Source organism: Lentzea albidocapillata subsp. violacea (assembly GCF_900100275.1).
GTDB lineage: Bacteria > Actinomycetota > Actinomycetes > Mycobacteriales > Pseudonocardiaceae > Lentzea > Lentzea violacea.
Genome location: NZ_FNET01000004.1, coordinates 175,555 through 201,314 on the forward strand (window position 1 = coordinate 175,555; position 25,760 = coordinate 201,314).

Genomic DNA, 25,760 nt, shown 5'->3' on the forward strand with positions numbered 1-25,760 from the left:
AACTCCCTCGTGTGTCCCCAGGAGGTAAAGCAGTGCGCAGGTGGGAACTCGTCGCGGACGGCTCCGCGAAGTTCTGGGAGATCGGGCAGGACGGCACGACGGTGACCGTCCGGTTCGGACGGCTGGGCACCGCGGGCCAGACCCAGACCAAGGAGCTGGCCTCCGCCGAGGCAGCCGGCGCACACGTCACGAAACTGGTGGCCGAGAAGGAAAAGAAGGGCTACCGCCCGGAAGCCGCCGCCGAGGCCCAGCAGCCGACCGCAGGCCAGCCCACCGCCACCTCAACCGCCGGCAACCCCACAACCGCCGCACCCGCCGCACCCACCAACCCCGCGCCCCCCATCGACGAGAACACCTGGGTAATCCCCAAGGCGTGGCTGCGCGACGTGGTGCGGCAGCGCGGGTTCGCCCCGGCACCGGAGTTCGCGGTCGACACGACAAAAGCCGGCCAAGCACGGCAGCTGATCACCGAGCAGGCGGAGACGATCAAAATCGCCCTCTCGCGCAAGGGCTCGAAGGCAGAACTGGTCAGCGCGGCCCGCGAGTACCTGGCCGGACAGCCGAACCCGGTGGGAGCGGCGGCGATCGCGGCCATCACGAAGCCGGGCGCGCCCGCCGTGCACGCCTGGATCGCCGACCACGGCCTCGCCTTCGCCACCACCGCGGTCGTCGAGCTCACGGGCCTCACGTTCTCCGAGCAGTGGGACCAGAAGCGCGGCAAGTGGACCGGGATCCACCTCCAGTACGACACCGGTGGCTTCCGGACGTCGATCGGCGAACCGGAGGGCCTGATGCTGACGGCCGTCCGGTACGCGATCGCCGTCGCGAGCCCCGAGGAGCGCGCGGCCGCCGAGGGCGTACTGGAGAAGCTCGGCAAGTCGAAGACCGAGAAGGAACTCCGGTGCTACCTGATGCCCGAGCGGGCGGAGTGGTTCACCCAGGTTCGCAAGCAGCAGTACACGCCGAACCGGTGGTGGATGCTGCCGAGCAGCGCCCGCAGCCTCGAAGACTTCAAAAAGGCCGACGAGTCGGTCACGGCATCGGCGTTCGTGCTCTACACGGCGGTGTACGTGCTGGGTCCGGCCGTCGCGCCGTTGCTGGCGGAGGAGCTCGACTCCGACAGCTACCACCAGCGCACGGGAGGCCGCAAACAGGCGTTGAACGTGCTCGCGGCGTTACCGACCGACGAGGCGTTCACGATCCTGCTCGACCGGCTGGACGGCAGGTACGTGTGGCCCGCCGTGGTGTCCGCGATGAGGGCGTTCCCCGTGAGGGCGGCGCGGCTGCTGGCCGAGCGCGCGTCGTCGAGTGATGCCGCGCGCCGGCTGCTGAACGTCCATTTGCGGAGCAACCCGCACCTGACCGTGCCCGCCGAGGTCGCCGCGCTGCTCGCCGAGTCCGCCGAGGCGATCGTGCCGGAGGCGAGCGCGGACCAGCTGCCACCGTTGCTGGCCTCGCCGCCGTGGCTACACCGCCGCAAACCGGTGAAGCCCGTAGTGCTGGCGGATCTCCCGCTGCCGGAACCGGCGATGAGCTGGCTGCCCGGTGAGCACGCCGAGTGGCTGGCGTCCGGCGCGGCCTGGCGGCAGGACCACCACGACTGGCGCAAGCTGCTGAAGAGGTACCTGGCCGGCACGGTCGGCTACAACGACAACGACCTGTTCCTCCTCGCGCCCGCCGACGAGGTGCGGCACCTGCTTGCCGACTGGAAGCCGAACTACAGCTACGGCGTCGAGGAGTGGGGCCGGAACCTGGCCGCCCGGTTCGGTGCCGACGCGGCGCCGGCGCTGATCCGGCACGTCCAGTCCGCACCCGCGGGGACCGGGATGGTGCTGCTGCCGTTTGCGACGGCCGAGGTGGCCACGCAGATGGCCGACTGGCTCGCCCGCACCAGGGCGGCCCGGCGCTGGGGGCTGGAGTGGCTGGCCCGGCACCGTGAGCAGGCCGCTCGTCTGCTCATCCCGGCGGCCGCCGGGAAGGCCGGTGTCCCCCGCCGCAACGCCGAGGCCGCACTGCGCCACCTGAACAACAAACTCGGCGTCGACGTGGCCGCGATCGCCAGGGAGTGCGGCGCCGAGGCCGCGATCGACGTCGTGCTGTCGGTCGACCCGGTCGACGTGCTGCCCGCGAAGCTGCCGGCGATCGGTGAGTGGGCGGACACCCGCCTGCTGCCGCAGGTCCTGCTGGCGGATCGCAGGCACGCGCTGTCCGCGGAGGCCGCCGGTCATCTGCTGATGACGGCCGCACTGTCCAAGCCAGGCGAGCTCTACGCGGGGCTGCCGATCGTCCGCGAGGCACTCGACAGGGACTCGCTCGCGGCGTTCGCGTGGGCCGCGTTCCAGGCGTGGGAGCAGTCAGGCGCGCCGTCGAAGGAGAACTGGGCGCTGACCGCGCTCGGCTGGTTCGGCGACGACTCGACGGTGCGCGCGCTGTCACCGTTGATCCGCAACTGGCCGGGCGAGAGCCAGCACGCCAGGGCGGTCACCGGGCTCGACGTGCTGGCCGACATCGGCACCGAGGTCGCGCTGTCCCACCTGAACGGCATCGCCGAGAAGGTGTCGTTCAAGGGCCTCAAGACCAAGGCCCAGGAGAAGGTCTCCCTGATCGCGGCCGAGCTCGGCCTGTCCCGCGACCAGCTGTCGGACCGGCTGGTCCCGCGCCTGGGTCTCGACGACGCCGCGACCCTGGTGATCGACTACGGTCCGCGCCGGTTCACCGTCGGCTTCGACGAACAGCTCAAGCCGTTCGTGCTGGACCCGGACGGCAAGCGCCGCAAGGACCTCCCGAAACCCGGCGCGAAGGACGACCAGGACCAGGCGCCGCTGGAGCACAAGCGGTTCATGGCGCTGAAGAAGGACGTCCGCACCATCGCGTCCGATCAGATCCAGCGGCTCGAACGCGCCATGGTGAACCAGCGCACGTGGTCCGCCGAGGAGTTCCTGACGGTCCTCGCCGCCCATCCGCTGCTGTGGCACCTGGTCCGCCGCCTGGTGTGGATCACCGGCGAGGGCACCTCCTTCCGCCTCGCCGAGGACCGCACGCTGGCCGACTCGAACGACGACGAGTTCACGCTGCCTGAGAACGCGGTCGTACGCGTGGCGCACGCGGTCGACCTGCGGGACGCGGCGGCTGCCTGGGGTGAGGTCTTCGCCGACTACGAGATCCTCCAGCCGTTCCCGCAGCTGGGCCGTCCGGTCCACCTGGTGGCGTCCGCTGAGGACGTCCTCCCCCGGCTGAAGAAGTCCTGCGACACCCCGTACCCGATCGGCAAGATCCTCGGCCTCACCAAGAAGGGCTGGGTGCGCGGCGCACCGCAGGACGCGGGCGTCGAGTGCTGGATCACCCGGCCGTTCCCGGACGGTGGCGCGCTCGTCGCGTCGCTGGAGCCCGGCATCGCGGTGGGCGCCATGGACGTCTTCCCCGAGGTCGGTTTCAGCGACATGTGGTTCTCTCCCCACGGTCACGGCACGTGGTCGGCGCCGTCGGACGCGCCCGCCACCTACGAGATCGACCCGATCACCCTCTCCGAACTCCTCTCCGAACTGGAGTCCCTGCAGCCATGACCAGCACCCAGACGATGCAGCGTCCTCCCGCCGAGGTCCGCTACGCCGACGAGCTCGCGCGCCTGCGGGACACCGACACCGCGCCCAAACCGCCGGGCTGGGCACTGAGCCTCGATGCCGCGCGCAAGTTCGTGGTGGGCGACGAGAACCGGGGCATCGTCAAGAAGTTCGTGGGCGACCCGTCCCTGGTGGACCGGGCGCTGGTCACGCTCGCGACCAGCCGCGGCCTGATGCTGGTCGGTGAGCCGGGCACGGCGAAGTCGTTGCTGTCGGAGCTGATCGCGGCGGCGGTGTGCGGCGAGTCGACGCTGACGATCCAGGGTGGCGCGGCCACGACCGAGGACCAGATCAAGTACTCGTGGAACTACGCGCTGCTGGTCGCGGAGGGGCCGTCGCCGCGTTCGCTGGCGCCGGCGCCGATGCTGCGGGGCATGGCCGAGGGCAAGATCGTCCGGTTCGAGGAGATCACCCGCTGCCCGCTGGAGGTCCAGGACTGCATGCTGTCGATGCTGTCCGACCGCGTGATGGCGATCGGCGAGCTGAATGGCCCAGACGGCATGGTGTTCGCGCAGGACGGGTTCAACGTGATCGCCACGGCGAACACGCGGGACAGGGGCGTCAACGAGATGAGCGCCGCGCTCAAGCGGCGGTTCAACTTCGAGACGGTCTTCCCGATCGCGGACTTCGACACCGAGCTCGCGCTGGTCGAGCAGGAGGCCGCGAAACTGCTGGAACGCTCCGGTGTGGAGCTCGCGCCGAGACGTGACGTGCTGGAGGTCCTGGTCCGCACGTTCCGCGATCTGCGCGAGGGCGGCGACAGGCTCACGACCGTGATGAGCACGGCCGAGGCGGTCTCGGTGGCGCACGCGGTGGGGCTGCGGGGCTGGTTCCTGCGCGGTGAGGTCGGTTCGGCCGCGGACGTCGTGGAGTGCCTGGCGGGCACGGCGGCGAAGGACAACGCGGAGGACCTGGCGCGGCTGCGGCGGTACCTGGAGCAGCACGCGTCGCGGCGCAAGGGCGCACAGTGGCAGGAGCTGCACCGCGCCCGCCACCTGCTGCCCGGCTGATGGGGGCCGTGTTCGTCGGCGTCCGGCACCACAGTCCCGCCTGTGCCCGGATCGTCGCCGCCACCATCTCCGAACAGCAGCCCGCGTACGTGCTCATCGAGGGGCCCGCCGACTTCAACGAGCGCATCGACGAGCTGCTGCTCGGGCACGAGCTGCCCGTCGCGTTGTTCAGCTACTCGGACCAGCACGCGTCGTGGTCGCCGTTCTGCGACTACTCGCCGGAGTGGGTGGCGATCACCGAGGCACGCCGGTGCGGCGCCGAGGTCAGGTTCATCGACCTGCCCGCGTGGCACGAGGCGTTCCGCGACGTCAGCAACAGGTACGCGGACGCGGAGCTGCGCTACACCGAGGTCGTCGAGCGGTTGTGCCGGGAGTTCTCGGTCGACAACGTCGACGTGCTGTGGGACCACCTCTTCGAGTGCGAGACCGAGCCGAAGGGCATGGCCGAGTACTTCGACCTGTTGCGTGGCACGGCGACGGCGGACGAGGGCGATTCGGCGCGCGAGGAGTACATGGCGCGCTGGGTGCGGGCGGCGGTGCACGACGCGGGCGACCGACCCGTCGTCGTGATCACCGGTGGTTTCCACACGGCCGCGCTCAAGGCACAGCTCGACGGCGGCACCGAGTGGCCAGAGGTGCCCGAACGCGAGCGGGGCGCGAGCTATCTCGTGCCGTATTCACACGCACGGCTGGACGCGTTCACCGGCTACCAGTCGGGCATGCCGTCGCCCGGCTACTACCAGCAGGTCTGGGAGTCCGGGTCGCAGCGGGCGGCGGACTGGCTGGTCGAGTCGGTGGCGACGAGGCTGCGCCGCAGGCAGCAGCCCGTGTCGACGGCCGACCTCATCGCGGCGCGCACCCAGGCCGGCGCCCTCGCGAGGTTGCGCGGGCACGAGAACCTGGCGCGCACGGACGTGCTCGACGGGCTGACCAGCGCGTTGATCTCCGAGGACCTGACTCAGCCGCCACCGTGGACGCGGCGCGGCACACTGCAGCCCGGCGCACACCCGGCGTTGATCGAGATGATCGGAGCCCTGCGGGGAGGCAAGGTCGGCCGGTTGCACCCGAGCACGCCCGCGCCACCGTTGGTCAACGCCGTGCAGGAGTTGCTGCGGACGCACGGGCTCGACCAGGAGGGCAAGATCGCGCTCGACCTCACGGACCCGGAAGCGTTGGAGCGCAGCAGGATTCTCCACCGCCTGCGGGTGCTGCGGATCCCCGGCTTCGAGCGCACGAGTGGACCGTCCGGGGGCGCGCAACCCCAGTTGCAGGAACAGTGGACGCTGCGGCCCGTCGACGAACGGCTGGCCGCGTTGATCGAGGCCGCCGAGAACGGTGCCACGCTGGAGGAAGCGGCCGGGGTGGCGCTGGAACGCCGTTCCCGGCACGCGCAGCTCGAAGAGCTGGCCGTGATCCTGTTCGACGCGGTGCTGTGCGGGATCTCGGCGTTGTCGGGCAGGGTCAAGCACACCCTCAACGAGGGCGTCCGGGAAACGGGTGACCTGGCGGCACTGGGCAGCGTGCTCAGCGGTGTGCTCGGGCTGTGGCGGCACGACAGGTTGTTCGGCACCAAGAAGGACCCGTTGCTGGGCTCCGTGATCGACGCCGGCACCGCGCGGGTGCTGTGGCTGATCGAGGGCCTGCACGGCGGGCCGGCTCCGGCCGATCCGCACCGTCTCAAGGCGATGGCGGCGACCAGGGACGCGGTGCTGCACGCCAAGTCCGCGCTGTCACTGGACACAGTGGACGTCACGGGAGTCGCGACCAGGGTGAGCAACGACGCGCAGGCACCGCCGGACCTGCGCGGCGCGGCACTCGGACTCGCCTGGACGCTGGGCTCCCAGCCGGACGTGCACAAGGTCAGGAACATCGAGGCGCTCGGCGACTGGCTCACCGGGCTGTTCGCGGTCGCACGCGAGGAGGTGCTGGCGAGCCCCGACCTGGTCGGCGTGCTCGACGAACTGGTCAGTGCCATGGACGAGGACGAGTTCCTGGTGGCGTTGCCCGCGTTGCGGCTCGCCTTCAGCTACTTCCCGCCCAGGGAAAGGGAAACGATCGCGGCCACCGTCCTCGCCCATCGCGGCGTCGAGGGCAGCGTGAAGGGCGTCACCCGCCTCACGGCCGACCCGATCACCGTGGCGGAGGCGATGGCGATCGAGAAGCGCGTGGACGCGTTGCTGGTGAAGGGCGGGCTGGCATGACGGACCTGGAACGCTGGCGGCTGATCCTCGGCGAACCGGCGTCACGCTGCACCGGAGGGTTGCAGGGCGACGCGGCCCGCCGGGACACGGCGCTGGAGTGGCTCTACGGGCGTGATCCCGAACTGGCCGAACGCGGTGTGCGCAAGGGTGGCAGCGAGGACTCGGTGCTGCAGACCGTCGACTGGCTGGACGAGGTGCACACGCTGTTCCCGAGGGAGACGATCGAACGCCTGGAACGTGACGCGGTCGAGCGCTACGAGATCACCGACATCGTCACGGATCCCGAAGTGCTGCAACGGATCGAGCCGAACCCGGCGTTGCTGCGCGCGGTGCTGCGGACCAAGCACCTGATGAACCCGGCCGTGCTCGCGATGGCCCGCAAGATCGTCGAGGCGGTCGTGAAGCAGCTGATGGAGAAGCTGAAGACGGAGGTGCGCACGGCGTTCAGCGGCACGAAGTCGCGCAGGCCGAGCATCCACAAGAACTCGCGCAACTTCGACTTCCGCTCGACGATCAGGGCGAACCTCCAGCGCTACCAGCCCGACGAGCGCAAGCTCGCGATCGAGCACCCGAAGTTCGTCTCGCGCACCACCCGGCACCTGGAGCAGTGGCAGGTGATCCTGCTGGTGGACCAGTCGGGGTCGATGACCAGCTCGGTGATCCACTCGGCCGTCACGGCGGCGTGCCTGTGGGGGCTGCCAGGGCTCAGGACGCACCTGGTCGCGTTCGACACGAACGTGGTCGACCTGACCTCGGACGTGACGGACCCGGTGGAGCTGCTGATGAAGGTGCAGCTCGGCGGCGGCACGGACATCGCCAAGGCCGTCGCCTACGGGGCGAGTCTCGTGGACAGCCCTCGCCGGTCGATCGTCGCGCTCATCAGCGACTTCTACGAGGGCGGCAACGAGGAGCGCCTGGTCCGCACGGTCAAGGGTCTGTGCGAACAGGGCACGCACGTGCTGTGCCTGGCGGCGCTGGACGACGAGGCGAACCCGGACTACGACCGGGCACTGGGCCAGCGCCTCGCGAACGCCGGCGCCCACGTCGGCGCGATGACCCCCGGCCAGCTCGCCGAATTCGTTGCGGAGAAACTCAGGTGACCAGACCCGACCTGCTGGCACTGACCCCGGACGCGCTCGCGGCGCTGGCCAACCGCGGTCTGGTGAAACGTGCCGTCAAGGAACTCGACGCGGGCGTCGTCCCGGCCCTCGACACCGATCCCGCCGGTGCCGTCCAGGGCAAGTTCCCGGACGGCACCACGACCACCCTGCCGCCGGGCATCGCGCTCGACGCGGCTCACTGCAGCTGCGGAGCCACGGGCGTCTGCCGGCACCGCATCGCCGTCGTCCTCGCCTACCAACGCACTCAGGAGGCGAGCGCACCCGCCGAGCTGTGGTCGCCGGGCGCGGTGACGGACGCCGATCTGCTGGCGTTGATGGGCGAACGCACACTGCGCCGCGCCCGCAGGGCACACCAGGCCGGCTACCGCGCGAAACTCCGCCGCCCGAGCTCGCAGGACCAGACGGCGCAAGCGGAACTCCCCACCTGCACGGTCACGTTCCTCGTACCCGGAGACCTGTCCTACGTCCACACGGACGCAGTCAACAAGGACGAGGCGACGGCACTAGCGGTATGGGCGTTCCGCGAGGCGGACGAGCAGGGCACCGACACGGTCGACGTGGGCGGATCTCCCACCACGGCAACGGACCTGACCGCCGTCACCGACCTGCTAGACCAGTTGCTGCTAGACGGCGCCACGAATGCGAGCGAGGTGCTCGACGTAGCGTGGCAGCGCCTGCACCGCGACCTGACAACGCAACGCCTGCACTGGCCCGCCGCCGTGATCACCGACCTGCTAGCACAACTGGCCGCCTACCGCGCCCGCAGCGCCGACTACGAGGCAGAGCGGTTCGCCGCCCTGCTGACCGAACTACACGCCCGCACAACCGCCACCGGCCCACGCGCCGAAATCCTCGGCCCGGACGAGCCAGCGGAGACCCCGCTCAAGCGCGTCCGGCTGACCGCGCTAGGTGCCCGCCTCCGAGCGGAGAACACGGTAGACGTCTACTTCGCGTCGGGCGACGTAGTGCTGGTGCAACGCGACACCGCTCTGCGCACCGGCCAGCGCCTGGCAACGTCAAACGTCGTGTCCGAGTCGGCAACCCGCAACGCAAGCCGCGCAGTAACGCTCAAAACCAGCCGAGTAGCCAAAACCTCACTGACACCGGTCGGCACCGCCTGGAACCACCTCCCGCAGGCCCTAGTGATCGACGACTACCACACAGCCGCCACACACCTAGCCGCGCTACCACCCCGCCAGGTCCGCGCAAGGGTAGAGGCAGAACTGGTCCGCGCGATCCGGGTGGCCAAGGTGACCGACCTCGCCTACGACCCAGCCGCACAACGCCTGACCGCAACCCTCCACAGCCCCACAGGAGCAACGTGCATGCTGGAGGCGACCCACCGAGCCGTCGCACCGCAAGCACTGGACGCACTGACCACGGCGTTGCGCACAAACCCGACGACGATCACAGGCACAGTCCGCAGGCACCGCGGCACGCTCGTAGTAGACCCACTGGCCGTCCTCACCCCCACGGGCGTGACCGTCCCCGACCTGGCGACGGACACGACACCACAACCCCTGTCACCAGGCGCCACGGCCTCCGACCCACTGAGCGCGACGGTAGACAGCGCCCTGACGGTGCTGGCCGAGGCCGCCCACCGAGGCCTGGACCACCTGACGGACAGCCTGCTGGCCCGCGTGCGCGAGGTAGCCGCGCACCTGCACAACGCAGGCCTGCGCACGGCCGCAGCCCAAGTCACGACCTTCGCCGACACACCGACCGCAGCCACCTGGCTCGCGGCACACCTGCGATTACTGGTGACGGCCGACGCCCGCTGACACACGAGTCACGGGCGGCCGCCGAACCTCTCGCCGACGAGGAGCCTGTGGACAAAGGACGAGCCTGTGGATAGAGCGGGAACCAAATCCGGGGTTCGCGCGTTGCGTCAGGAGGAATCGCGCGGAGGAGCGGTGGGCATCGCGTCAGCCCACTGTGTAGTCAGCCCGCAGCGCAGCACTCAGCCCACTATGTAGTCAGCTCACGGCGCAGCACTCAGCCCGCTGTGTAACCAGCCCACGGCCCGCTGTGTAACCAGCCCACCGCGCAGCAGCCAGCTCACCGTGTAACCAGCCCACCGCGCAGCACTCAGCTCACGGCGTAGCACTCAGCCCACCTCGCAGTAGCCCGGCGCAGCACTCAGCCCGCGGCGTATGTGGCGCCAGGCAAGGCCCGCTCGACCTGCCCCGCCGCCACCGACGAGGTCGGATCGATCCGCTGCGACAGCACGTAGTCCTCAGCCGCCTCAGCTACCCGCCCAAGCCGTTCCAGCACGAAGGCCCGAAGGTAGGCGGCACGCGCCGCACCCCAGCCACCGAGCGCGACGCCCCGGCCGTAGGCGTCGAGGGCAGCTTCCAGCTGACCACACGCGGCCAGCGCGTCGCCCTGCAATGCCCACGTCCTGTCGTCGCCCGGGCTGAGCTCGGCCAGTTCGGCGGCGTAGCCGGCGGCGCGCTGGCCGAGGCCGACGGTGAGGTGGGTCCGCACGAGAAACGCGTACAGGGCGTAGGCCTCGTCCGCCCACGCCAGCCGGTCCATCTCGGTGGCCGGGGTGATCGAGGTCAGCGATTCCAGTGCCCGGCCCAGGAGCCGGTGGGTCTCGGCGATGTCGCGGCGCACGAACGGGACCGCGGCGAGCGCGCGGTGCAGGCGTGCCCGGTTCACCAAGCCGGTGAAGCCGTTCTGCGGCAGCTCGGACGAGGCTTTGGTCGCCAGCGCGGCGGCGGCCCGGATCGAGGTGGAGTCGGCGCCGCGGGCCGCGTTGCGGAACACCACGAACAACGCCAGGTCGCGCCGCGTCTCGGGCGGAAGCCCGGATCTGGCGCCTCGCAACGCCATCGCCTCCACGGCGGAGGACGGGAGGTGGCAGCGCAGGACGGCGAGTTGTTCGAGGGCCAGGTCGGGCGAGAGCACGTGCTTGCGCGGGTCGATCACGCTCAGGCCGATCACCTCGGCCGCGCGGTGCGAGTATCCCAGGCGCAGCAACAGATCGCAGGCCAGACGGCGATCAGATGTGCGCGACGAGCCGAACGCACGATCAGCCGCACGCGACGAACCAAGCCCGCGATCAGGCGTGCCCGACGAACCAGGCGCGCGATCGGGCGTGCGTGATGAGCCGAACGCGCGGTCAGGCAAGCGTGACGCGCCAAGCGCGCGGTCGGGCAAGCGCGACGAGCCGAGCACCCGTTCATGCACGCGCCACCACAGTTCGGAGGCCAGGTCGACCGGGAACGTAGTCATGTCCGGGCCCGCGCCGTCGAGGCGGTCCCAGCTCGCGGCGGTCAGCAGGCGCAGCTGGGCGGAAGGGGGCGGTTCGAAGCGCGGCACGTCGGCCGATGTGCCTGCCACGAACGCGCGGGCCATGGCGTGGGTGATGCGCGCGTGGAGGGCGGACGTCGGCACCGGAGCGGAAAGTCCGGCGTAGACGCCGCAGGCCACGGGCACGCGGGCGGTGCACAGGGCGCGCAGGCGGGTTGCCAGCGCGCGAGGACTCTGGTCGGTGCGGTACCGCGGCATCGCGGTCATGCCGGCCTCCCTGGTGTCAGTTCAGCAGTTCCCAGCCGCGCCTGGTCAGGCGGTGGCGGACCGACCGGCCGTTGCGGTGGGTGGACACGAATCCCGCGGTGCGCAGGGCCGTCGCGTGCTGCGACGCCGTGGGCAGGCTGATGCCCACGTGCTTGGCGAGTTCGGTGGTGGTGCGTTCGGAGGTGAGGGCGCGCAGCACGAGGGTGCGGGTGCGTCCGAGTGCCAGTTCCAGGCTGGCGCCGCTCGGCTGGGGTGCGGTGACCGGGTAGAAGAGCAGCGGTTGCGGTTCGGCGAACATCGCGACGGCCGGGCGGGTCAGGCCGTTGAGCACCGGCACGATCAGCATCCCCGTGCCGCGCAACGAGATCTCGGTGTCCCAGCCCAGTTCGACGTGCAGGGCCGGTGAGGTCCACGAGATCGACGGGTGCAGGTGGCCGAGCAGGTCCCCCAGCCCGCGCGTCACCGCCTGTGACGACCGCAGCCGTACCTCGGCGTCGAACGCCTGGCGTGTCTGCGACCAGTTGGGTCCGAGCAGGTCGCGGAAGCCGGACCGGAACGCCGATCGCAGGTCCTGGCGCGAGGTCGGGGTGCCGGCCGCGAACGACCGTAGCCACGGCGAGGTGGTGCCCAGCATGCTCGCGATCTGGTCGCGCACCCGGGTGGAGGACACCTCGAGGACCTGGTGCACGGCCTCGTCGAAGTCGGGCCGCGCCGAGTTGAAGAAGTCCGGGATGAACCGGCCGGGCCTGATCAGTTCGGCGAGCGGACGGAGCTGCGGCAGCAGCAGGCGGTCCCAGTTGCCGCTGTGCATCGTGAACACCAGCTCGTACATCGGCAGCGGAGCCGTGGCGAACCGCGTCCGCGCCAAATCTTCCAACTCGAAGAGAATGGTCAGTCCGCGCCCCTTGGGCACGGGTTCGGACATGACGATCGGCATTTGCTTCCCCCCGGAGTGCAACCACTTCCGAAGGTACGCAGATTTTGTTGTCCGGTGTCAGCGTTGTTCCACTTGACAACGTTCGGTGGACAAACTCAAACGAGCGGTCCGGCCTGCTCGGTGAGCTTCAGCAGCAGGTCACGGGTGCGTTCGCGTTCCTCGGCCGTCTCCTGGCCGCGCCACAGCAGGTCTGCCAGCGTCACTCCGTCGAGTGCACGGGAAATGAGGTCCGCGCGTTGTGGGTGCAGGCCGTCGGAATCGGTTTGCTGCCTCCAACGGGTCGCGGCGACGTCCAGGCGCTGTTGAAGTTCCGGAACGCCGAGCAACGCCGTTACGACAGACGGGTGAGACCACAGGTCGTCCGGCACGAAGGTCGCCCTGATGTGCGCGCGGGTCCAGCGGCCGGGTGTGTCCTCCGGTTCGAGCAGGCTTTCGACGGTCGCGTCGTAGTGGTCGAACCACTCCTCGATCAGTCCGACGATCAACGCCTGCTTGCTGCGGAAGTGGTGCAGCAGGCCGCCCTTCGAGACGCCCGCCTCCTTGGCGACGGCGTCGAGGCTGACGTTCGGGCCTTGCTCGATCAACGCGCGCGCGGCGGCTGCGAGCACCTCACGGCGGGTGCGGGGCGCGTTGCGCTGCTCTCCGGGCATGGTGATCAACCTATCGTTTGCTTAGCCGACCGTCTGGACGGTATGTTAGCTTACAGACCAGATGGTCGGCTAAGGGGGTTCGTCATGCGGAAGTGGGCAGCACTGGGCGTGCTCGCGCTCGCGCTGTTGTTGATCGCCGTGGACGGCACGGTGCTGGCTCTCGCGATTCCCGCGTTGCAGCAGGACCTGGGGCCTTCGACCGCGGAGGTGCTGTGGATCGGCGACATCTACTCGTTCGTGCTGGGTGGTCTGCTCGTCACGATGGGCACGCTCGGTGACCGGATCGGCCGCAAGAAGCTGCTGCTCACGGGCGCGCTCGGGTTCGGCCTCGCCTCGCTGCTGGCCGCGTTCGCACCGTCCGCGGGCTGGCTGATCGTCGCCCGCGCCCTGCTCGGCGTGGCGGGCGCGACGATCATGCCGTCGACGTTGTCGATCATCCGCAACCTGTTCACCGACCCCGCCGAGCGCACACGGGCGGTGGCGGTCTGGGCCGCGACGGCCACGGCCGGCGCCACCCTCGGCCCGCTGATCGGCGGGGTGTTACTGGAGCACTTCTGGTGGGGCTCGGTGTTCGTCATCAACCTGCCGGTGATGGCGGCGCTGCTCGTGTTCGGCGCGTGGTGGCTGCCGGAGTCGCGCGACCCGAATCCCGGCCCGTTCGACCTGGTCTCGGCCCTGCTGTCGGCGGTCGGCGTCGTCCCGCTCGTCTACGCGGTCAAGGAGATCGCACTGGTCGGCCCGACCTGGACGGCCCTCGCGGCCGCGCTCGTCGGCACGGCGGGGCTGTGGCTCTTCGTGCGGCGTCAGCAGGCCTCGAAGCACCCGATGATCGACGTGGCGTTGTTCCGCCAACCGGCGTTCAGCGGTGCCGTGGGCTCCAGCATGATCGCGATCTTCGCGTTGACCGGGCTGGTCTTCTTCCTGTCGCAGTACTTCCAGAACGTGCTGGGCTACTCGCCGCTGGAGGCAGGCCTGCGCGAACTACCGCTGGGCGTCGCCGCGGTGCTCGTCGTCGTGGTGATCGGCCCGCTCGTCCGCCTGCTCGGCAGCGGCCGCGCGATCGCGCTGGGCCTGCTGGCAAGCGCCGGCGGCCTGACGATCGTCGGCTTCTCGGCGGGCTACGGCGCCATCGCGGTGGCGCTGGTGATGCTCGGTGCCGGCGTGGGCCTGGCGCTCACGCTCACGACGGACGCCGTGGTGTCCGCGGTGCCGGCGGACAAGGCCGGCGCGGCGTCCGCGGTGTCGGAGACGGCCTACGAACTGGGCGCGGCGCTGGGCATCGCGGTGCTCGGGACCGTGCTGTCGGCGTGGGCGCGCGAGGGCACCTTCACCGAGGCGATGCAGGGGACGGCGCTCGTGGCCGCCGTCCTGCTGGCCGTGGCGTCCTTTGTGGCCTACCGGCTCATTCCGAACGGGGAGCGGACGCCTCGGCCAGCCGTTCGTGCAGACGTTCCCTGATCTGGTCGGGGGTGTAGGCGGCGCGGCGGCGCTGGTTGCGGGCGACGACCACGCCGCTCGCCGCGACACCCGCGAAAGCGGCCATTCCGATCACCTTCCACAGCTTCATGTGCCTAGGCTACTGGTCCATGGCGACAACACTGGACAAAGCCGTGGAGATGACCCGCACCGGTGACGTGTGGGTGTTCCGCGGGCGCAGTGCGGCGGACCGGGCGATCCAGGCCATGACGAACAGCCCGGTCAACCACGTCGGCATGGCGATCGTGATCGACGACATGCCGCCGTTGATGTGGCACGCCGAGCTCGGCAAGTCCTTGAAGGACATGTGGAGCGGCACGCACCAGCGCGGCGCCCAGCTGCACGACCTGCGCGACGCGGTCGTGACGTGGCACGACAAGTACGGGCAGCGGGCCTGGTTGCGGCAGCTCGACCACGAGGTGACGCGCGAGATGGAGGACGCCGCGCTGCGGACGGTGGCGCGGCTCGACGGCACGCCGTTCCCGTCCACCGCCAAGCTCGCCTCGCGGTGGCTGCGCGGGCGGGTTCCGTTGGGGCCCAAGGGCGACGCGAGCATCGAGAGCGCGTTCTGCGCGGAGATCGTGGCCGTGACGTACGAGGAGATGGGGCTGCTGCCCCGGCGCCGGCCCAACTGGTACGACCCCGGCCGCTTCTGGAGCGGCGACGACCTCGAACTGCTGGACGGCGCCAGGCTCCGCAAGGAGGTCGAGATCATCGTGTGAGGGCCGTGCCGACGAGGAGCAGTCGCAGCGTGCGTTCCGTGGCGTCGGTGAGGAGCTCCGCCGTTCTGGCCATCGCGGTGTCCAGGGTGACGGGTGCGGCGATGATGCTGGTGTAGGCGTCGATGCCGGCGTCGTGGTTGGCGCGGGCGTTCTCCCCGATCGTGCCGGCGAGCGCGATGACGGGCTTGCCGTGCTTCTTGGCCCTGCGCGCGACCTCCGCGGGGATCTTGCCGTGCGGGGTCTGGCCGTCGATGGCGCCTTCCGCGGTGATCACCAGGTCGGCCTCCGGCAGGCGGGCGTCGAGGTCGGAGTGCTCCAGGACGACGTCGAAGCGCGGCAGCAGGGTGGCGCCCAGCGCGTGCAGGCCGGCGCCGAGCCCTCCGGACGCGCCGCCGCCCGGCATGGTGCGGACGCCGGCGCCGAGCAGGCCGGCCCAGTTGTCCAGCGCATCGCTGAGCAGTTCGACCTGGGCCGGGGTCGCGCCCTTCTGCGGGCCGAACACCCTTGCCACACCCCGATCTCCGCACAGGACGTTGTGCTGGTTGCAGGCCACGGTGATCTCGGCCTTGTCCAGCCTGGGGTCCACTTCGGACAGATCGAGTACGGCGGCGCCGGCCAGGGCCGCTCCCCCGCGTCCGATCTCACGGCCTCGCGCGTCGGTGATGCGGGCTCCCAGTGCCTGCAACGCACCCGCGCCGCCGTCCGACGTGCCGGAGTCGCCGCACCCGACCAGGATGCGGTCGACGCCGAGGTCCAGCGCGGCACGGATGAGCTGGCCGACGCCGTACGTGGTGGTCGTCGCCGGGTCGCGGTGGTGCTTCGGGACGAGCCGCAACCCTGCCGCCGCGGCCATCTCGACCACGGCCGTGCGCGGACCGGGGCCACCGAGCAACGCGAAGTGGGACGGGATCTCCTCGCCGACCGGTCCGGTGACGAGCGTGGGGACGAGGGTGCCGTTGGTGGCTTCGGCGAGCGCTTGGGCCGAGCCTTCGCCGCCGTCCACGAGCGGTGCCTTGTCCACGATCGCGCCGGGCACCACGCGGTAGATGCCTCGTGCGATCGCGTCGGCGACGGCGCAGGCGTCCAGGGACTCCTTGAAACCGCTGGGAGCTACCAGGAAACGCATCGGTGACCTCATTTCAGTGGCAGGCCGAGGTGCGGCCAGAGGAGAACGGCGCAGGCGAGTACGAGTGCGCCGGTGATCGGTGCCAGGACCGCGGAGAGCTTGAGCAGGTCCCGCGGGCGGTAGGCGCCGGCGAAGAGGGCGACCGGTTTCGCGGACGCCGTGGAGGTGTGGCAGAAGCCGGCGGCCGCGGTGGAGGCGAACGCCAGGGCGGCGGGGTTCATGCCCGCGGCCGCAGCGAGCGGGATGACGATCGGGACCAGGACCGAGGAACGGGCCGAGCGGGACTGGATGACGAGGTGCGCGAGGAGGCTCACCGCGATCACGGTCGGCAGCAGGTGCGACGGGCTGACGAGGGTGGCGATGGTGTGCGCCGCGCCGGAGCTGACCAGGGCCGAGCCGAGCATCGTGGTGGCGGCCATGAAGAGCAGGAGCGACCACGGGATGTCGGCGAACGCGGCTTTGAGCGTCGTGGTGCCGAGGCGTGGCGCGGTGATGGCGACGGCACCGGCGAGGGCGGTGACCTCGGGCGGGACGTGGTGCCAGGTCTCGGTGAGCCATCCCGCCGAGACGATGCCGACGATGACCAGGGAGGTGATCTCGGTCCTGGTGAGCGCCGAAAACTGTCGGTGCTGTCTGGGAGAATTAGAACAGGGGGCCCCTGGGAGGGGACCCTCGCTCCGCGCTGCGAGCACGACCGTGCGCTCGGCCAGCGGCACGGCCGTGGACCCGTCCAGCGGCACGACCCTGGGTCGGTCCAGCGGCACAACCGTGGGCTCGCCGAGCGGCACGACCGTGGGCTGTGCCAGCGGCACAACCGTGGGCTCGTCCAGCGGCTCCACCTGGCCGGCCACCGGCTGCACCCGCTCCGCCACCGGCTCCACCTGCCCCGCCACCGGCTGCACCCGCTCCGCCAGCGGCTCCACCTGGCCGGCCAACGGCTCCGCGCGGTCCGCACGGGTCGTGAACAGCCACAACACCACCTCGGCCGTCACGTGCGCGCTGACCACGGCGAGCGGGAGCCCGAGCAGCATCCACTGCCCGAACCCGATCCCCTGCCCGGTCGCCTGCTCCAGCAACGCGCTGGTGATCAGGTGCGCCCCCGCCCCCACCAGCGTCGCCACCGCGGTCAGCAGGATCACCGACGGGAACAGCACCCCGAGCGCCCGCGACACCCGCGCGTTCACCCGCAGAGCCCGGTGTACCGGCAGGGTCAGGGCGGCCCGGCCCGAGGTGGACGGCACGAAGAACGCCGTGAGCAGCAGGGCGAAGGCCGTCAGGTGCATCAGTCCGCGCACCGAACGGGCACGGCCCACCAGCGAGGTCGCGAGGCGCGCGGGCAGGCCCGACGCCGAGACCCCGCCGGCCAGCACGAAAGCCGCGATGAGCAGCCACGTCGTCGAACCGCCCAGCACCGCCAGGGCCGAGGCGGGCAGGACGCCGAACAGCAGCAGGGCCACGACGGCGGCGAGGGCGACGAACGTGTCGTCCAGCGGTGTGCACGTCCACAGCACCACCGCCACCGCGAAGACCACCAGCGTCAGGATCACGAGAACGATCCTGCGCGGCCACCCTGATCCACAGGTGAGGCCCGGATGAAGGAGCTTTCATCTAGACCAGGCGGTACCCCATGCCGCGCACGGTCTCCAGCCGCTCCGCGCCGATCTTGCGCCGCAACGACCGCACGTACACATCGACCACATTGGACCCGGGGTCGAAGTCGTAACCCCATACGTGGGACAGGATCTGCTCGCGCACCAGCACCTGCCCCGGATGCCGCAGGAACAGTTCCAGCAGGGCGAACTCGCGGGCGGTGAGGTCCACCGAACCGGACGGCAGCACGGCCTGGCGGGTGCGCAGGTCCAGCGACAGCGAGCCGGCGGTGAGCACCGTCGCCTCGGGCACGCCGGGCGGGCGCAGGCGGAGCCGGACGCGGGCCAGCAGTTCCTCGAAGCGGAACGGCTTGGTCATGTAGTCGTCGGCGCCGCCGGACAGCCCCGCCACGGTGTCGTGCACCGAGTCGCGGGCGGTCAGGATGATCACCGGGGTGGCGACGCCCTGGTCGCGCAGCGCTCGCAGGACCGAGAAGCCGTCGAGGTCGGGCAGGCCGAGGTCCAGCACCACCAGGTCGAACGAGGCGGCCCACGACAGGGCGTCCGCTCCGGAGGCCACTACGGACGTGGTGAAGCCGTTGGCGCGCAGGCCTTTCTCCACGAACGAGGCGATGCGCGCCTCGTCCTCGACGATCAGGATCCGGCCGGTCATCGGGGTACCTCCACCACGAACGTCGCGCCCTCGCCCGCCACCGACCGCACCCGCACGGTGCCTCCGTGTGCTTCGGCGATGGCCTTCACGATCGGCAGGCCGAGGCCGGTGGAGCGGGAGAACAGCAACGACTCGTCGCTCACGCCGGGCCCGGAGTCGGCTATCCAGAAGGAGACTGCGGAGTCCACAGAGGATCCGAAGCGGATGGTCGCGCCCGCGGTGGTGTGGCGGACGGCGTTCGAGGCGAGTTGCAGAACGGCCTGGGTGACGCGTTGCGGGTCCAGCACGGCCTCGCCTTCCGCGATCGAGTCGAGCACCCAGCGGCGGTCGCCGAGAGCGCGGAGGTGGGCGTCGATGTCGCTGGTGAGTTCCGGGAGGCTCACGGTGACGGGGCGCAGGAAGTCCGGGCGTTCGGACTTGACCAGCAGCAGCAGGTCCTCGACCAGGCGGGCCATCCGGTCGAGCTCGTCGGTGCACAGCCGCACCACTTCGGCGCGCTCCTGCGGCGAGTCGCCCAGCAGTTCCAGGTGGCCGCGCACGATGGTGATCGGTGTGCGCAGCTCGTGGGAGGCGTCGTCGAGGAACTGGCGTTGCAGGCGGAACGAGCGGTCGAGGCGGTCGAGCATGGAGTTGAACTGCTTCGCCAAAGCCGCCACGTCGTCGTTGCCCGAGACCGGGATCCGGCGGGTGAGGTCGTCCTCGGTGATCTCGGCGGCGGCCTGGCGGACCACGCGGATCGGAGCGAGGATCACGCCCGCCACGAGCCACGCGATCAGCGCGGCGATCAGCAGGCCGGCCAGGGACACCAGCACCAGGACGCGCACCGTCGAGTGCACGGGTGCTCGCATGCCGTCCTCGAAGTAGCCGGTGATGAACCACATCTCCTGCGGCGCGGCCGTGTGGACCTTCGCCCACCGGAGCGGTCCGGCCGGGGTGGACGCCACGCCCCACGGCGCGGTGGAGGACGTGATCGTGGCCAGCACGGCGCGGTCGTGCTCCAGCGCGTAGGTCACCTGGGAACGCTGCACCAGCACGCGGCCGGACAGCACGGCCAGGTGGATCTCGTGCTCGTCGGGGTACTGCAGGCGCAGGTGGGAGTCGGCGACGGCACCGGCGTCACCGGCGTGGTTCTCCGCGTAGGTGCCGAACTCGGTCGTCTCCTGCTCCAGGGCACGGTTGACGCGGTCGTCGACGTCGACGAGCAGCAGGCGCCACACCACGACCACGACGGTCGCGAGGACGAGCGTCATCAGGCCCAGGAGCCAGCACATGATCTTCACGCGTGCGGGCACGTCAGTCGTCCTCGTCGTCATCGCCCGGCGGTGGCGGCGGCAGCACCGACCCCGGGGTGGGCACCACCGAGGAGGTCGTCGGCGGAGCGGAACGTCCTATCTGCACTTCCGGCGTGCGCACGTCAGGTGGCACCGGCCGCACCACGGTCAGCACGAGCAGCAGGGCCGCGAGCGCGCACGCCACGCTGAGCACGGCCACGAGGACCGTGCCGGTGCGGGCGGACGGCAGCATGCGACGGAGCCTGCCGTCTCTCGCGAAGTACCGCATGAGACCAAGATGAAGATCTCTTCATCTGTCCGCAAATCGACTGATAATCATCAGCCCCTTGACCGGGAACGTACCGACCAACACGATGAAAGCGGTCCCACACCCAGGAGCTGACAACGATGTCACGACTGCTCGTACTCGTGCTCGCCCTGCTGTTGCCCGCCGTGCCCGCCACGGCCGCGCCGACCGGCTGGACTGTGGCCGGACCGGGCCAGGTCACCGCGAAACTATCGCTGACCAGTGGAAACCTGACTCTGGACGTGAGCAGGCAGGGCAGAACCGTGCTCAAGCCGGCACCCGTCGGCCTCACCACGACCACCGCGGATCTCACCAAGGACCTGACGTTCACGGGCCGCAGTGACCGCGTTGTCATCGATCACTACACGATGCCGCACGGCAAACGGCTGCAGCGTGCGGCCCGCATGACCGAGGCAAGGTTCGGGTTCCGCAACGCCACCGGCCGCTTCGACCTGGTCGTACGCGCCGCGGCGGACGGTATCGCCTACCGGTACGTGCTGCCCGCGCCGGCGACGGTCACGGCGGAGGCGTCCGCCTTCCGTGTCGCCGCCGACTCGAAGGCGTGGCTGCTGCCCTACAACGCCTGGTACGAGGCCAACCGCGTGCGGACGACCGCGGGTGAGGCCACCGGCGACTTCGGCTACCCGTCGCTCTTCCAGAACGGGCAGGACTTCGCGCTGCTCACCGAGTCCGATGTGGACGGTACGTACGCGGGCAGCAGGTTGCGCAGGAGCGGCGACGGTTTCCAGGTCGTGCTGGCGGACGCGCAGGTCGCCTCGACCGGCACGACGCCGTGGCGCACCGCGATCGTCGGTGACCTGGGCACCGTGAGCACGTCCACGCTCGTGGACGACCTGGCGAGCCCAGCGAAGTTCGCGGACGTGAGCTGGATCAAGCCGGGCAAGGTCGCGTGGTCGTGGCTGAGCGAGCACTCCAGTCCGAGCGACTTCGCGCGGCAGAAGCAGTACGTGGACTTCGCCGCCCGCAACGGCTGGGAGTACACGCTGGTCGACGAGGGCTGGAGTGCCGCGTGGGTGCCGGAGCTCATCCGCTACGCCCGCGCGCAGGGCGTGGAGATCCTGCTGTGGCTGCACTGGAGCGCCCTCGACACGCAGCAGGAACGCGACACCGTGCTGCCCAGGATCCAGCAGTGGGGCGCGAAGGGCGTGAAGCTCGACTTCATGGAGTCCGACTCGCAGGACCGGTACCGCTGGTACGACGCGGTGTTGCAGAAGACGGCCGAGCTGCAGCTGATGGTCAACTTCCACGGTTCCACCATCCCGCACGGCCTCGCGCGCACGTGGCCGCACGTGCTGACGATGGAGGCCGTGCGCGGCGCCGAGAACTACCCGCCCGCCGCCAACAACCCCGTGCAGTTCTTCACCCGCAACGTCGCCGGTTCGATGGACTACACGCCCGTGTCGCTCGAAGTCGGCACGAAGGAGGCGTCGATCGCGCACGAGGTCGCGCTGCCGGTCGTCTACGAGTCGGGCTGGACGCACTTCGCGGACAAACCCGAGGCCTACGAACGGCATCCGCAGGCGTTGCGCTATCTCAACCAGATCCCGACGGTCTGGGACGAGACCCGGCTGCTCGACGGCGCCCCGGACTCGCACGCCGTCGTCGCACGCCGCAACGGGGACAGGTGGTTCGTCGGCGGCATCGCCACCCAGGAACGCACGTTGCAGGCACCGCTCGGGTTCCTCGGCGGCGGGCGGTGGCTGGTCGAGACCGTCCGCGACCCCGCCACCAGGGCCGACGTCGTGCGCGACTCGCAGGTACTGCGCAACACCGACACCCTCACGGTGCCGGCCAGGCGCAACGGCGGCTTCGCGGCGGTCGTCTGCCGCTACCGGCCCGGCCTGCGGACGTGTGACCAGCCGATCCGCCAGGTCCCGAAGACCACACTGACCGTCGGGCCCACCGGCACGACCGACACCCCGCCGGGTTCGGCGATCGACGTCACCGGCACGTTCACCAACGGGGACAAGGTGATCCGCGATGTCAGGCTGACGGCGACCGCCCCCGAGGGCTGGTCCGTCACGGGCGCCGTGGTCCAGCGGCGCACGCTCGCGCCCGGCGAGTCGATCAGCGGGCGCTGGCGGCTCACCGCCGGAACGCGGGTCGGCCCGGTGGACCTGCCGATCGTCGCCACCTTCGGCGACGTGCACGTCGAACAGGCGGTCAAGGCTTTCGTGCCACCTCCGACGCCGGCGAACGGAGCGCAGGTCAGCGATCTGCCGTTCATGAGCGAGACCAACGGCTGGGGCCCGGTCGAACGGGACAGGTCCAACGGCGAGAACACCGGCGGTGACGGCGCGGCGCTGTCCATCGGCGGCGTCACCTACGCCAAGGGCCTCGGCACGCACGCGCCGTCCGAGGTCTCGGTCTACCTGGGCCGCGGCTGCGAGCGCCTCGCGGCGAAGATCGGCCTCGACGACGAGACCGAACAGCCGGGCTCGGTGGCGTTCCAGGTGTTCGGCGACGACAAACCCTTGTACGACAGCGGAGTCATCCGGGGCAAGGGCGCGGCGGTGCCGATCGACGTCGACGTCAGCAACGTCCGGATGCTCAGCCTCCGCGTCACCGACGGCGGCGACGGCCGCAACTTCGACCACGCCGACTGGGCGGAGGCGGCCCTGACATGCTGATCAACCGCAGAACGTTCCTCTACGCCACCGGTGTGCTGGCCGTCGCGCCGAAAGTCTCGATCGCACAACTGAAGGACACCTACTACGAGGTGCTGCTCAGGCACACGAAGTGGGCCGAGACGCAGTACGACGCCACGGCCGGACGCTACCGGCGCACCGACTTCGGGTTCGCGGTCGTGCTCGGCAACGCCGTCCTGCTCACCAGGGGCAGCTACGACGCGGCACTGGCGGGCGTCGGGAAGGACGTCCTGCGCGACCACACCCTCGCCACGGTCGGGCACTTCGCGGCGAGCAACGTGCTGGCCGGCGGCACCGAGTGGGCAAGACACTGTTCTGGGACACCACCTTCCAGTCCTACTTCGTGCTGGCCGCCCGGCTGCTCTGGCCGGACCTCGACGCGGCCACCCGCGCGAACGTCGAGGCGATCGCGCGCGGCCAGGCCGAGTACACGACGTCACTCGGCACCGGCAACGACCCGCGCTCCGGTGGCTGGACACCGAACGGGCTCACCGGCGGCTACCGGGGAGACGCGAAACTGGAGGAGATGGGCGTCTACGCCCAGGCACTCGCGCCCGGCCTGGCCTGGCACGGCGACGGGCCCGGCTGGCGGGAGGCGTTCTGCCGGTGGAGCCGCAACGAGGCCGGGCTGCCCGCCGCCGACCTCGCCAATCCCTCCACAGTGGACGGTGTGCCGATCTCCGCCAACACGGCGGCGAACCTGCACGACACGTTCATCGTCGAGAACCACGGCTCGTTCGGCCCGCATTACCAGGAAGAGCTCTGGCGCACGTCCGGCCGCAACGCCGTGCACTTCCTGCTCGCCGGACGGCCACTGCCCGAGGTGCTGACCAAGCAACCCAACGGAGAACTGTTGTGGCGCACCATCCTCGCCACGATGAGCGACGCCGGTGAGCCGTTGATGCCGATGGTCAACGACCGGGAGCATCTCTACGGCCGTGACGTCATCCCGCTCGCGTTCCGTTCCACGGTGCTGCGCGACCCGATGGCCGCGCGCGCCGAGGCCGCGCTCGCGTCCCGGTTGCTCGCCTACCAGGCCCATCCACCGATCCATCGGCTGGCGAAGTTCTCCGGTGAGGCCAAGTACGAGCCGGAGGCACGCGCGGAACTCGCGATCTCCTATCTCCTGCACGAACTGCGCCCGGCGGCGACACCCGTGTCCGAGCAGGAGTTCTTCCGCAAAGCCGCCATCACGATCGACCACGGCGCCGACCCCGGACTGCTGACGCACCAGTCGGCGGCGGCCTGGGCGGGCACGGTGACCAAGCCGGGGTTCACGAAGCTCGCGTGGCAGCCGGCGCACGACGACTGGCTGTTCAAGATCAGCGGCTCGACGCCAATGCTGCTGCCGCCCGCGACCGTCACCGGACGTAACACCGTTGCGTACCAACAGGTGCGCGACGGGTTCGACGCGACGGCGAGCCTGCTGCGGTTCGCGGACGGGTTCGCCGGCACCGCCACCCTGCCGACCGGCACGATCGTGTGCGCGCTCCCCCGCCCCGGCCGGGTCGACGTGCACAACCTCGCGATGGCCGGAATGCCCGGCCTCACCGGCTCCCGCACCTACACGGGAGCGGCGGGCCGCGTCACGGTCCCGGCGCGCGAGGGGTTCCGGGTCGACGACCTGACGTTCCCGGCGACGACGGCCCGTCACGTCCGCATGATCGGCGTCACCCCGCATCCCGCCTACGGCTACTCGCTGTTCGAGTTCGAGGCAGGTCAGGGAACGGTGACGGCGTCGTCGTTCGCTCCCGGCTTCGAACCGGCGAAGGCGGTCGACGGCGATCCGGTCACGCGCTGGGCGGTCGCCCGTGCCGAACGCGGCCGCGCGGACAGCTGGATCGCCGTCGACCTCGGCACCGCCACGACCGTGGACCGCGTCCGCCTGCATTGGGAGACAGCGGCCGCGGGCGCCTACCGCATCGAGACGTCGATGGACGGCGCCACGTGGACGACGGTGGCCTCGTACCCGCGGCCGGACCTCGGCACGTCGGGCTGGCTCGACGTGGACGGCCGGGCGGGGTTCGTCGCGCGGTCGGCCGAACCGATCACCGTGCAGGGTGACACGATCACCGTGCCGGCCGGGGTCGTGGAGGGTTACGTCCAGGCGGACCTGCGCGAGATCGCCGCGGAACCGGCGCCGCAGTGTCCTCCAGGCGTGCGCGCGAGCACCGCGGACGGGTTCCTCAGCCTCTTCAACCTTTCCGGCACCGACGTCACCGGAACCGTCCGCCTGCGCGGCACCCGGCTGTACCGGGGCACGCAGGTCACGACCCGTGACGGCACCGAGTACGCGCTCAGCCTGCCCGCCGCCACCGCGCGGGTCGAGGCGCCGTGGTTCACCGCCCGCGGCATCCCGCCGGGCGTCACCGCCGTCGTGCACGACGCGCAGCGGGTCACTTTTCGCGGCGGCCCGGCCATGTTCGTGCTGGTCCACCGCGACGGCCGCAGCCTGCCGGTCGTGCTGGGCCGGGCCGGGCGCACGGTCAGGATGCCGGGCGCCCGGCCGTTCCCGATCAACGACCTCGCGCTCGGGCGTGTCACGTTCCCGAACTCCGTGCTGCCGCCCGGTATGAGCGACCCTGCCGCCGCGGTGGACGGTGAACAGCACACCGCGTGGACGCCGGGCCGTGACGGCCGCATGGTCGTCGACCTCGGCGCCGTGCATGCTATCGGCGACGTCAGTCTGCAATGGACACACGGCGCGTCGCCGCCGCACACCGTCACGTACAGCGTGGACGGCAGGACCTACAGCGAGGTCACCACTGCGCGGTACGTCGCCGTGTCGACCGGCTGGCGGCCAGGACACGCCTCCCTGCGGGCCATCGTGGTGCGAAGATGACGGGTTTAGGCGCCAATCGGT

Annotated in this window: 18 protein-coding genes; 9 read left to right on the plus strand and 9 right to left on the minus strand. The window is 70.7% G+C overall.

What is annotated here, in order from left to right:
• Positions 1-32: 32 nt before the first annotated feature.
• Genes BLR21_RS11325 through BLR21_RS11345 form a run of 5 tightly spaced genes read left to right on the plus strand, consistent with a single transcriptional unit; the run spans position 33 to position 9,733 of the window.
• Complete coding sequence (locus BLR21_RS11325) at positions 33-3,563, plus strand: WGR and DUF4132 domain-containing protein (RefSeq protein ID WP_176929588.1); 3,531 nt, start codon at positions 33-35, stop codon at positions 3,561-3,563.
• A complete protein-coding gene (locus BLR21_RS11330) occupies positions 3,560-4,630 on the plus strand; it encodes an ATP-binding protein (RefSeq protein WP_218130844.1) in 1,071 nt (356 codons plus the stop codon). Before BLR21_RS11325 ends, BLR21_RS11330 begins: the two co-directional genes overlap by 4 nt.
• Complete coding sequence (locus tag BLR21_RS11335; RefSeq protein WP_090005789.1) at positions 4,630-6,831, plus strand: DUF5682 family protein; 2,202 nt, start codon at positions 4,630-4,632, stop codon at positions 6,829-6,831. Before BLR21_RS11330 ends, BLR21_RS11335 begins: the two co-directional genes overlap by 1 nt.
• Positions 6,828-7,931: a VWA domain-containing protein gene (locus tag BLR21_RS11340; RefSeq protein ID WP_090005790.1), complete on the plus strand. Its 1,104-nt coding sequence runs from the start codon at positions 6,828-6,830 to the stop codon at positions 7,929-7,931. The genes BLR21_RS11335 and BLR21_RS11340 overlap by 4 nt, the downstream gene beginning before the upstream one ends.
• Positions 7,928-9,733 carry a hypothetical protein gene (locus tag BLR21_RS11345; RefSeq protein ID WP_090005791.1) on the plus strand — a complete coding sequence of 602 codons (1,806 nt, stop codon included), beginning with the start codon at positions 7,928-7,930 and terminating at the stop codon, positions 9,731-9,733. Before BLR21_RS11340 ends, BLR21_RS11345 begins: the two co-directional genes overlap by 4 nt.
• A gap of 358 nt (positions 9,734-10,091) precedes the next feature.
• Here BLR21_RS11345 and BLR21_RS11350 read toward each other — a convergent pair whose 3' ends face one another.
• From BLR21_RS11350 to BLR21_RS11360, 3 genes are all read right to left on the minus strand, one after another.
• Positions 10,092-11,477 carry a tetratricopeptide repeat protein gene (locus tag BLR21_RS11350; protein WP_090005792.1) on the minus strand — a complete coding sequence of 462 codons (1,386 nt, stop codon included), beginning with the start codon at positions 11,475-11,477 and terminating at the stop codon, positions 10,092-10,094.
• A 16-nt stretch (positions 11,478-11,493) separates the two neighbouring features.
• A complete protein-coding gene (locus BLR21_RS11355; RefSeq protein ID WP_090005793.1) occupies positions 11,494-12,414 on the minus strand; it encodes an ArsR/SmtB family transcription factor in 921 nt (306 codons plus the stop codon).
• Positions 12,415-12,509: 95 nt separating this feature from the next.
• On the minus strand, positions 12,510-13,064 hold the full coding sequence (locus tag BLR21_RS11360) for a TetR/AcrR family transcriptional regulator (RefSeq protein ID WP_090005794.1): 555 nt from the start codon (positions 13,062-13,064) through the stop codon (positions 12,510-12,512).
• 84 nt (positions 13,065-13,148) lie between these two features.
• On the opposite strand from BLR21_RS11360, the gene BLR21_RS11365 reads away from it, so the two are divergent.
• The gene (locus tag BLR21_RS11365; protein ID WP_256334630.1) at positions 13,149-14,522 is read left to right on the plus strand and encodes an MFS transporter; all 1,374 of its coding nucleotides are present in this window, start codon (positions 13,149-13,151) and stop codon (positions 14,520-14,522) included.
• Here the strand turns inward: BLR21_RS11365 and BLR21_RS42400 are convergent.
• Positions 14,467-14,631 (minus strand): hypothetical protein, encoded by a 165-nt coding sequence (locus BLR21_RS42400; RefSeq protein WP_169745998.1) that lies wholly within the window; start codon positions 14,629-14,631, stop codon positions 14,467-14,469. The genes BLR21_RS11365 and BLR21_RS42400 overlap by 56 nt on opposite strands.
• Before the next feature lie 19 nt (positions 14,632-14,650).
• Here BLR21_RS42400 and BLR21_RS11370 point away from each other — a divergent pair, with 19 nt between their 5' ends.
• Entirely contained in the window at positions 14,651-15,262 is a 612-nt protein-coding gene (locus BLR21_RS11370) for a hypothetical protein (protein WP_090005796.1), read from the plus strand.
• Here the strand turns inward: BLR21_RS11370 and BLR21_RS11375 are convergent.
• The 5 genes from BLR21_RS11375 to BLR21_RS11395 all read right to left on the minus strand — a co-directional run bounded on the left by BLR21_RS11375 (position 15,252) and on the right by BLR21_RS11395 (position 20,210).
• On the minus strand, positions 15,252-16,388 hold the full coding sequence (locus BLR21_RS11375) for a glycerate kinase family protein (protein WP_090005797.1): 1,137 nt from the start codon (positions 16,386-16,388) through the stop codon (positions 15,252-15,254). The genes BLR21_RS11370 and BLR21_RS11375 overlap by 11 nt on opposite strands.
• Positions 16,389-16,396: 8 nt before the next feature.
• Complete coding sequence (locus tag BLR21_RS11380; protein ID WP_176929589.1) at positions 16,397-17,935, minus strand: SLC13 family permease; 1,539 nt, start codon at positions 17,933-17,935, stop codon at positions 16,397-16,399.
• Positions 17,936-17,996: 61 nt separating this feature from the next.
• Positions 17,997-18,650, minus strand: a complete 654-nt coding sequence (locus BLR21_RS11385) for a response regulator transcription factor (RefSeq protein WP_090005799.1) — start codon at positions 18,648-18,650, stop codon at positions 17,997-17,999.
• A complete protein-coding gene (locus BLR21_RS11390; protein ID WP_256334631.1) occupies positions 18,647-19,942 on the minus strand; it encodes a sensor histidine kinase in 1,296 nt (431 codons plus the stop codon). The genes BLR21_RS11385 and BLR21_RS11390 overlap by 4 nt, the downstream gene beginning before the upstream one ends.
• Position 19,943: 1 nt before the next feature.
• Positions 19,944-20,210, minus strand: a complete 267-nt coding sequence (locus tag BLR21_RS11395) for a hypothetical protein (RefSeq protein WP_090005800.1) — start codon at positions 20,208-20,210, stop codon at positions 19,944-19,946.
• Between the two features lie 119 nt (positions 20,211-20,329).
• Here BLR21_RS11395 and BLR21_RS11400 point away from each other — a divergent pair, with 119 nt between their 5' ends.
• Both BLR21_RS11400 and BLR21_RS11405 read left to right on the plus strand, forming a co-directional pair.
• A complete protein-coding gene (locus BLR21_RS11400) occupies positions 20,330-22,879 on the plus strand; it encodes an NPCBM/NEW2 domain-containing protein (protein WP_090005801.1) in 2,550 nt (849 codons plus the stop codon).
• A 316-nt stretch (positions 22,880-23,195) separates the two neighbouring features.
• Positions 23,196-25,739, plus strand: coding sequence for a discoidin domain-containing protein (locus BLR21_RS11405; RefSeq protein WP_256334632.1), 2,544 nt, complete (start codon positions 23,196-23,198; stop codon positions 25,737-25,739).
• The last annotated feature ends 21 nt before the right edge of the window (positions 25,740-25,760 follow it).

Excerpts from the sequence above, each read along its gene's own strand:
- BLR21_RS11335 (WP_090005789.1), top strand. The coding sequence starts at position 4,630 with ATGGGGGCCGTGTTCGTCGGCGTCCGGCACCACAGTCCCGCCTGTGCC.
- BLR21_RS11330 (WP_218130844.1), top strand. The coding sequence starts at position 3,560 with ATGACCAGCACCCAGACGATGCAGCGTCCTCCCGCCGAGGTCCGCTAC.
- BLR21_RS11365 (WP_256334630.1), top strand. The coding sequence starts at position 13,149 with ATGCGGAAGTGGGCAGCACTGGGCGTGCTCGCGCTCGCGCTGTTGTTG.
- BLR21_RS11400 (WP_090005801.1), top strand. The coding sequence starts at position 20,330 with ATGTCACGACTGCTCGTACTCGTGCTCGCCCTGCTGTTGCCCGCCGTG.
- BLR21_RS11340 (WP_090005790.1), top strand. The coding sequence starts at position 6,828 with ATGACGGACCTGGAACGCTGGCGGCTGATCCTCGGCGAACCGGCGTCA.
- BLR21_RS11385 (WP_090005799.1), bottom strand. The coding sequence starts at position 18,650 with ATGACCGGCCGGATCCTGATCGTCGAGGACGAGGCGCGCATCGCCTCG.
- BLR21_RS11350 (WP_090005792.1), bottom strand. The coding sequence starts at position 11,477 with ATGACCGCGATGCCGCGGTACCGCACCGACCAGAGTCCTCGCGCGCTG.
- BLR21_RS11375 (WP_090005797.1), bottom strand. The coding sequence starts at position 16,388 with ATGCGTTTCCTGGTAGCTCCCAGCGGTTTCAAGGAGTCCCTGGACGCC.
- BLR21_RS11360 (WP_090005794.1), bottom strand. The coding sequence starts at position 13,064 with ATGCCCGGAGAGCAGCGCAACGCGCCCCGCACCCGCCGTGAGGTGCTC.
- BLR21_RS11395 (WP_090005800.1), bottom strand. The coding sequence starts at position 20,210 with ATGCGGTACTTCGCGAGAGACGGCAGGCTCCGTCGCATGCTGCCGTCC.
- BLR21_RS42400 (WP_169745998.1), bottom strand. The coding sequence starts at position 14,631 with ATGAAGCTGTGGAAGGTGATCGGAATGGCCGCTTTCGCGGGTGTCGCG.
- BLR21_RS11355 (WP_090005793.1), bottom strand. The coding sequence starts at position 12,414 with ATGCCGATCGTCATGTCCGAACCCGTGCCCAAGGGGCGCGGACTGACC.
- BLR21_RS11370 (WP_090005796.1), top strand. The coding sequence starts at position 14,651 with ATGGCGACAACACTGGACAAAGCCGTGGAGATGACCCGCACCGGTGAC.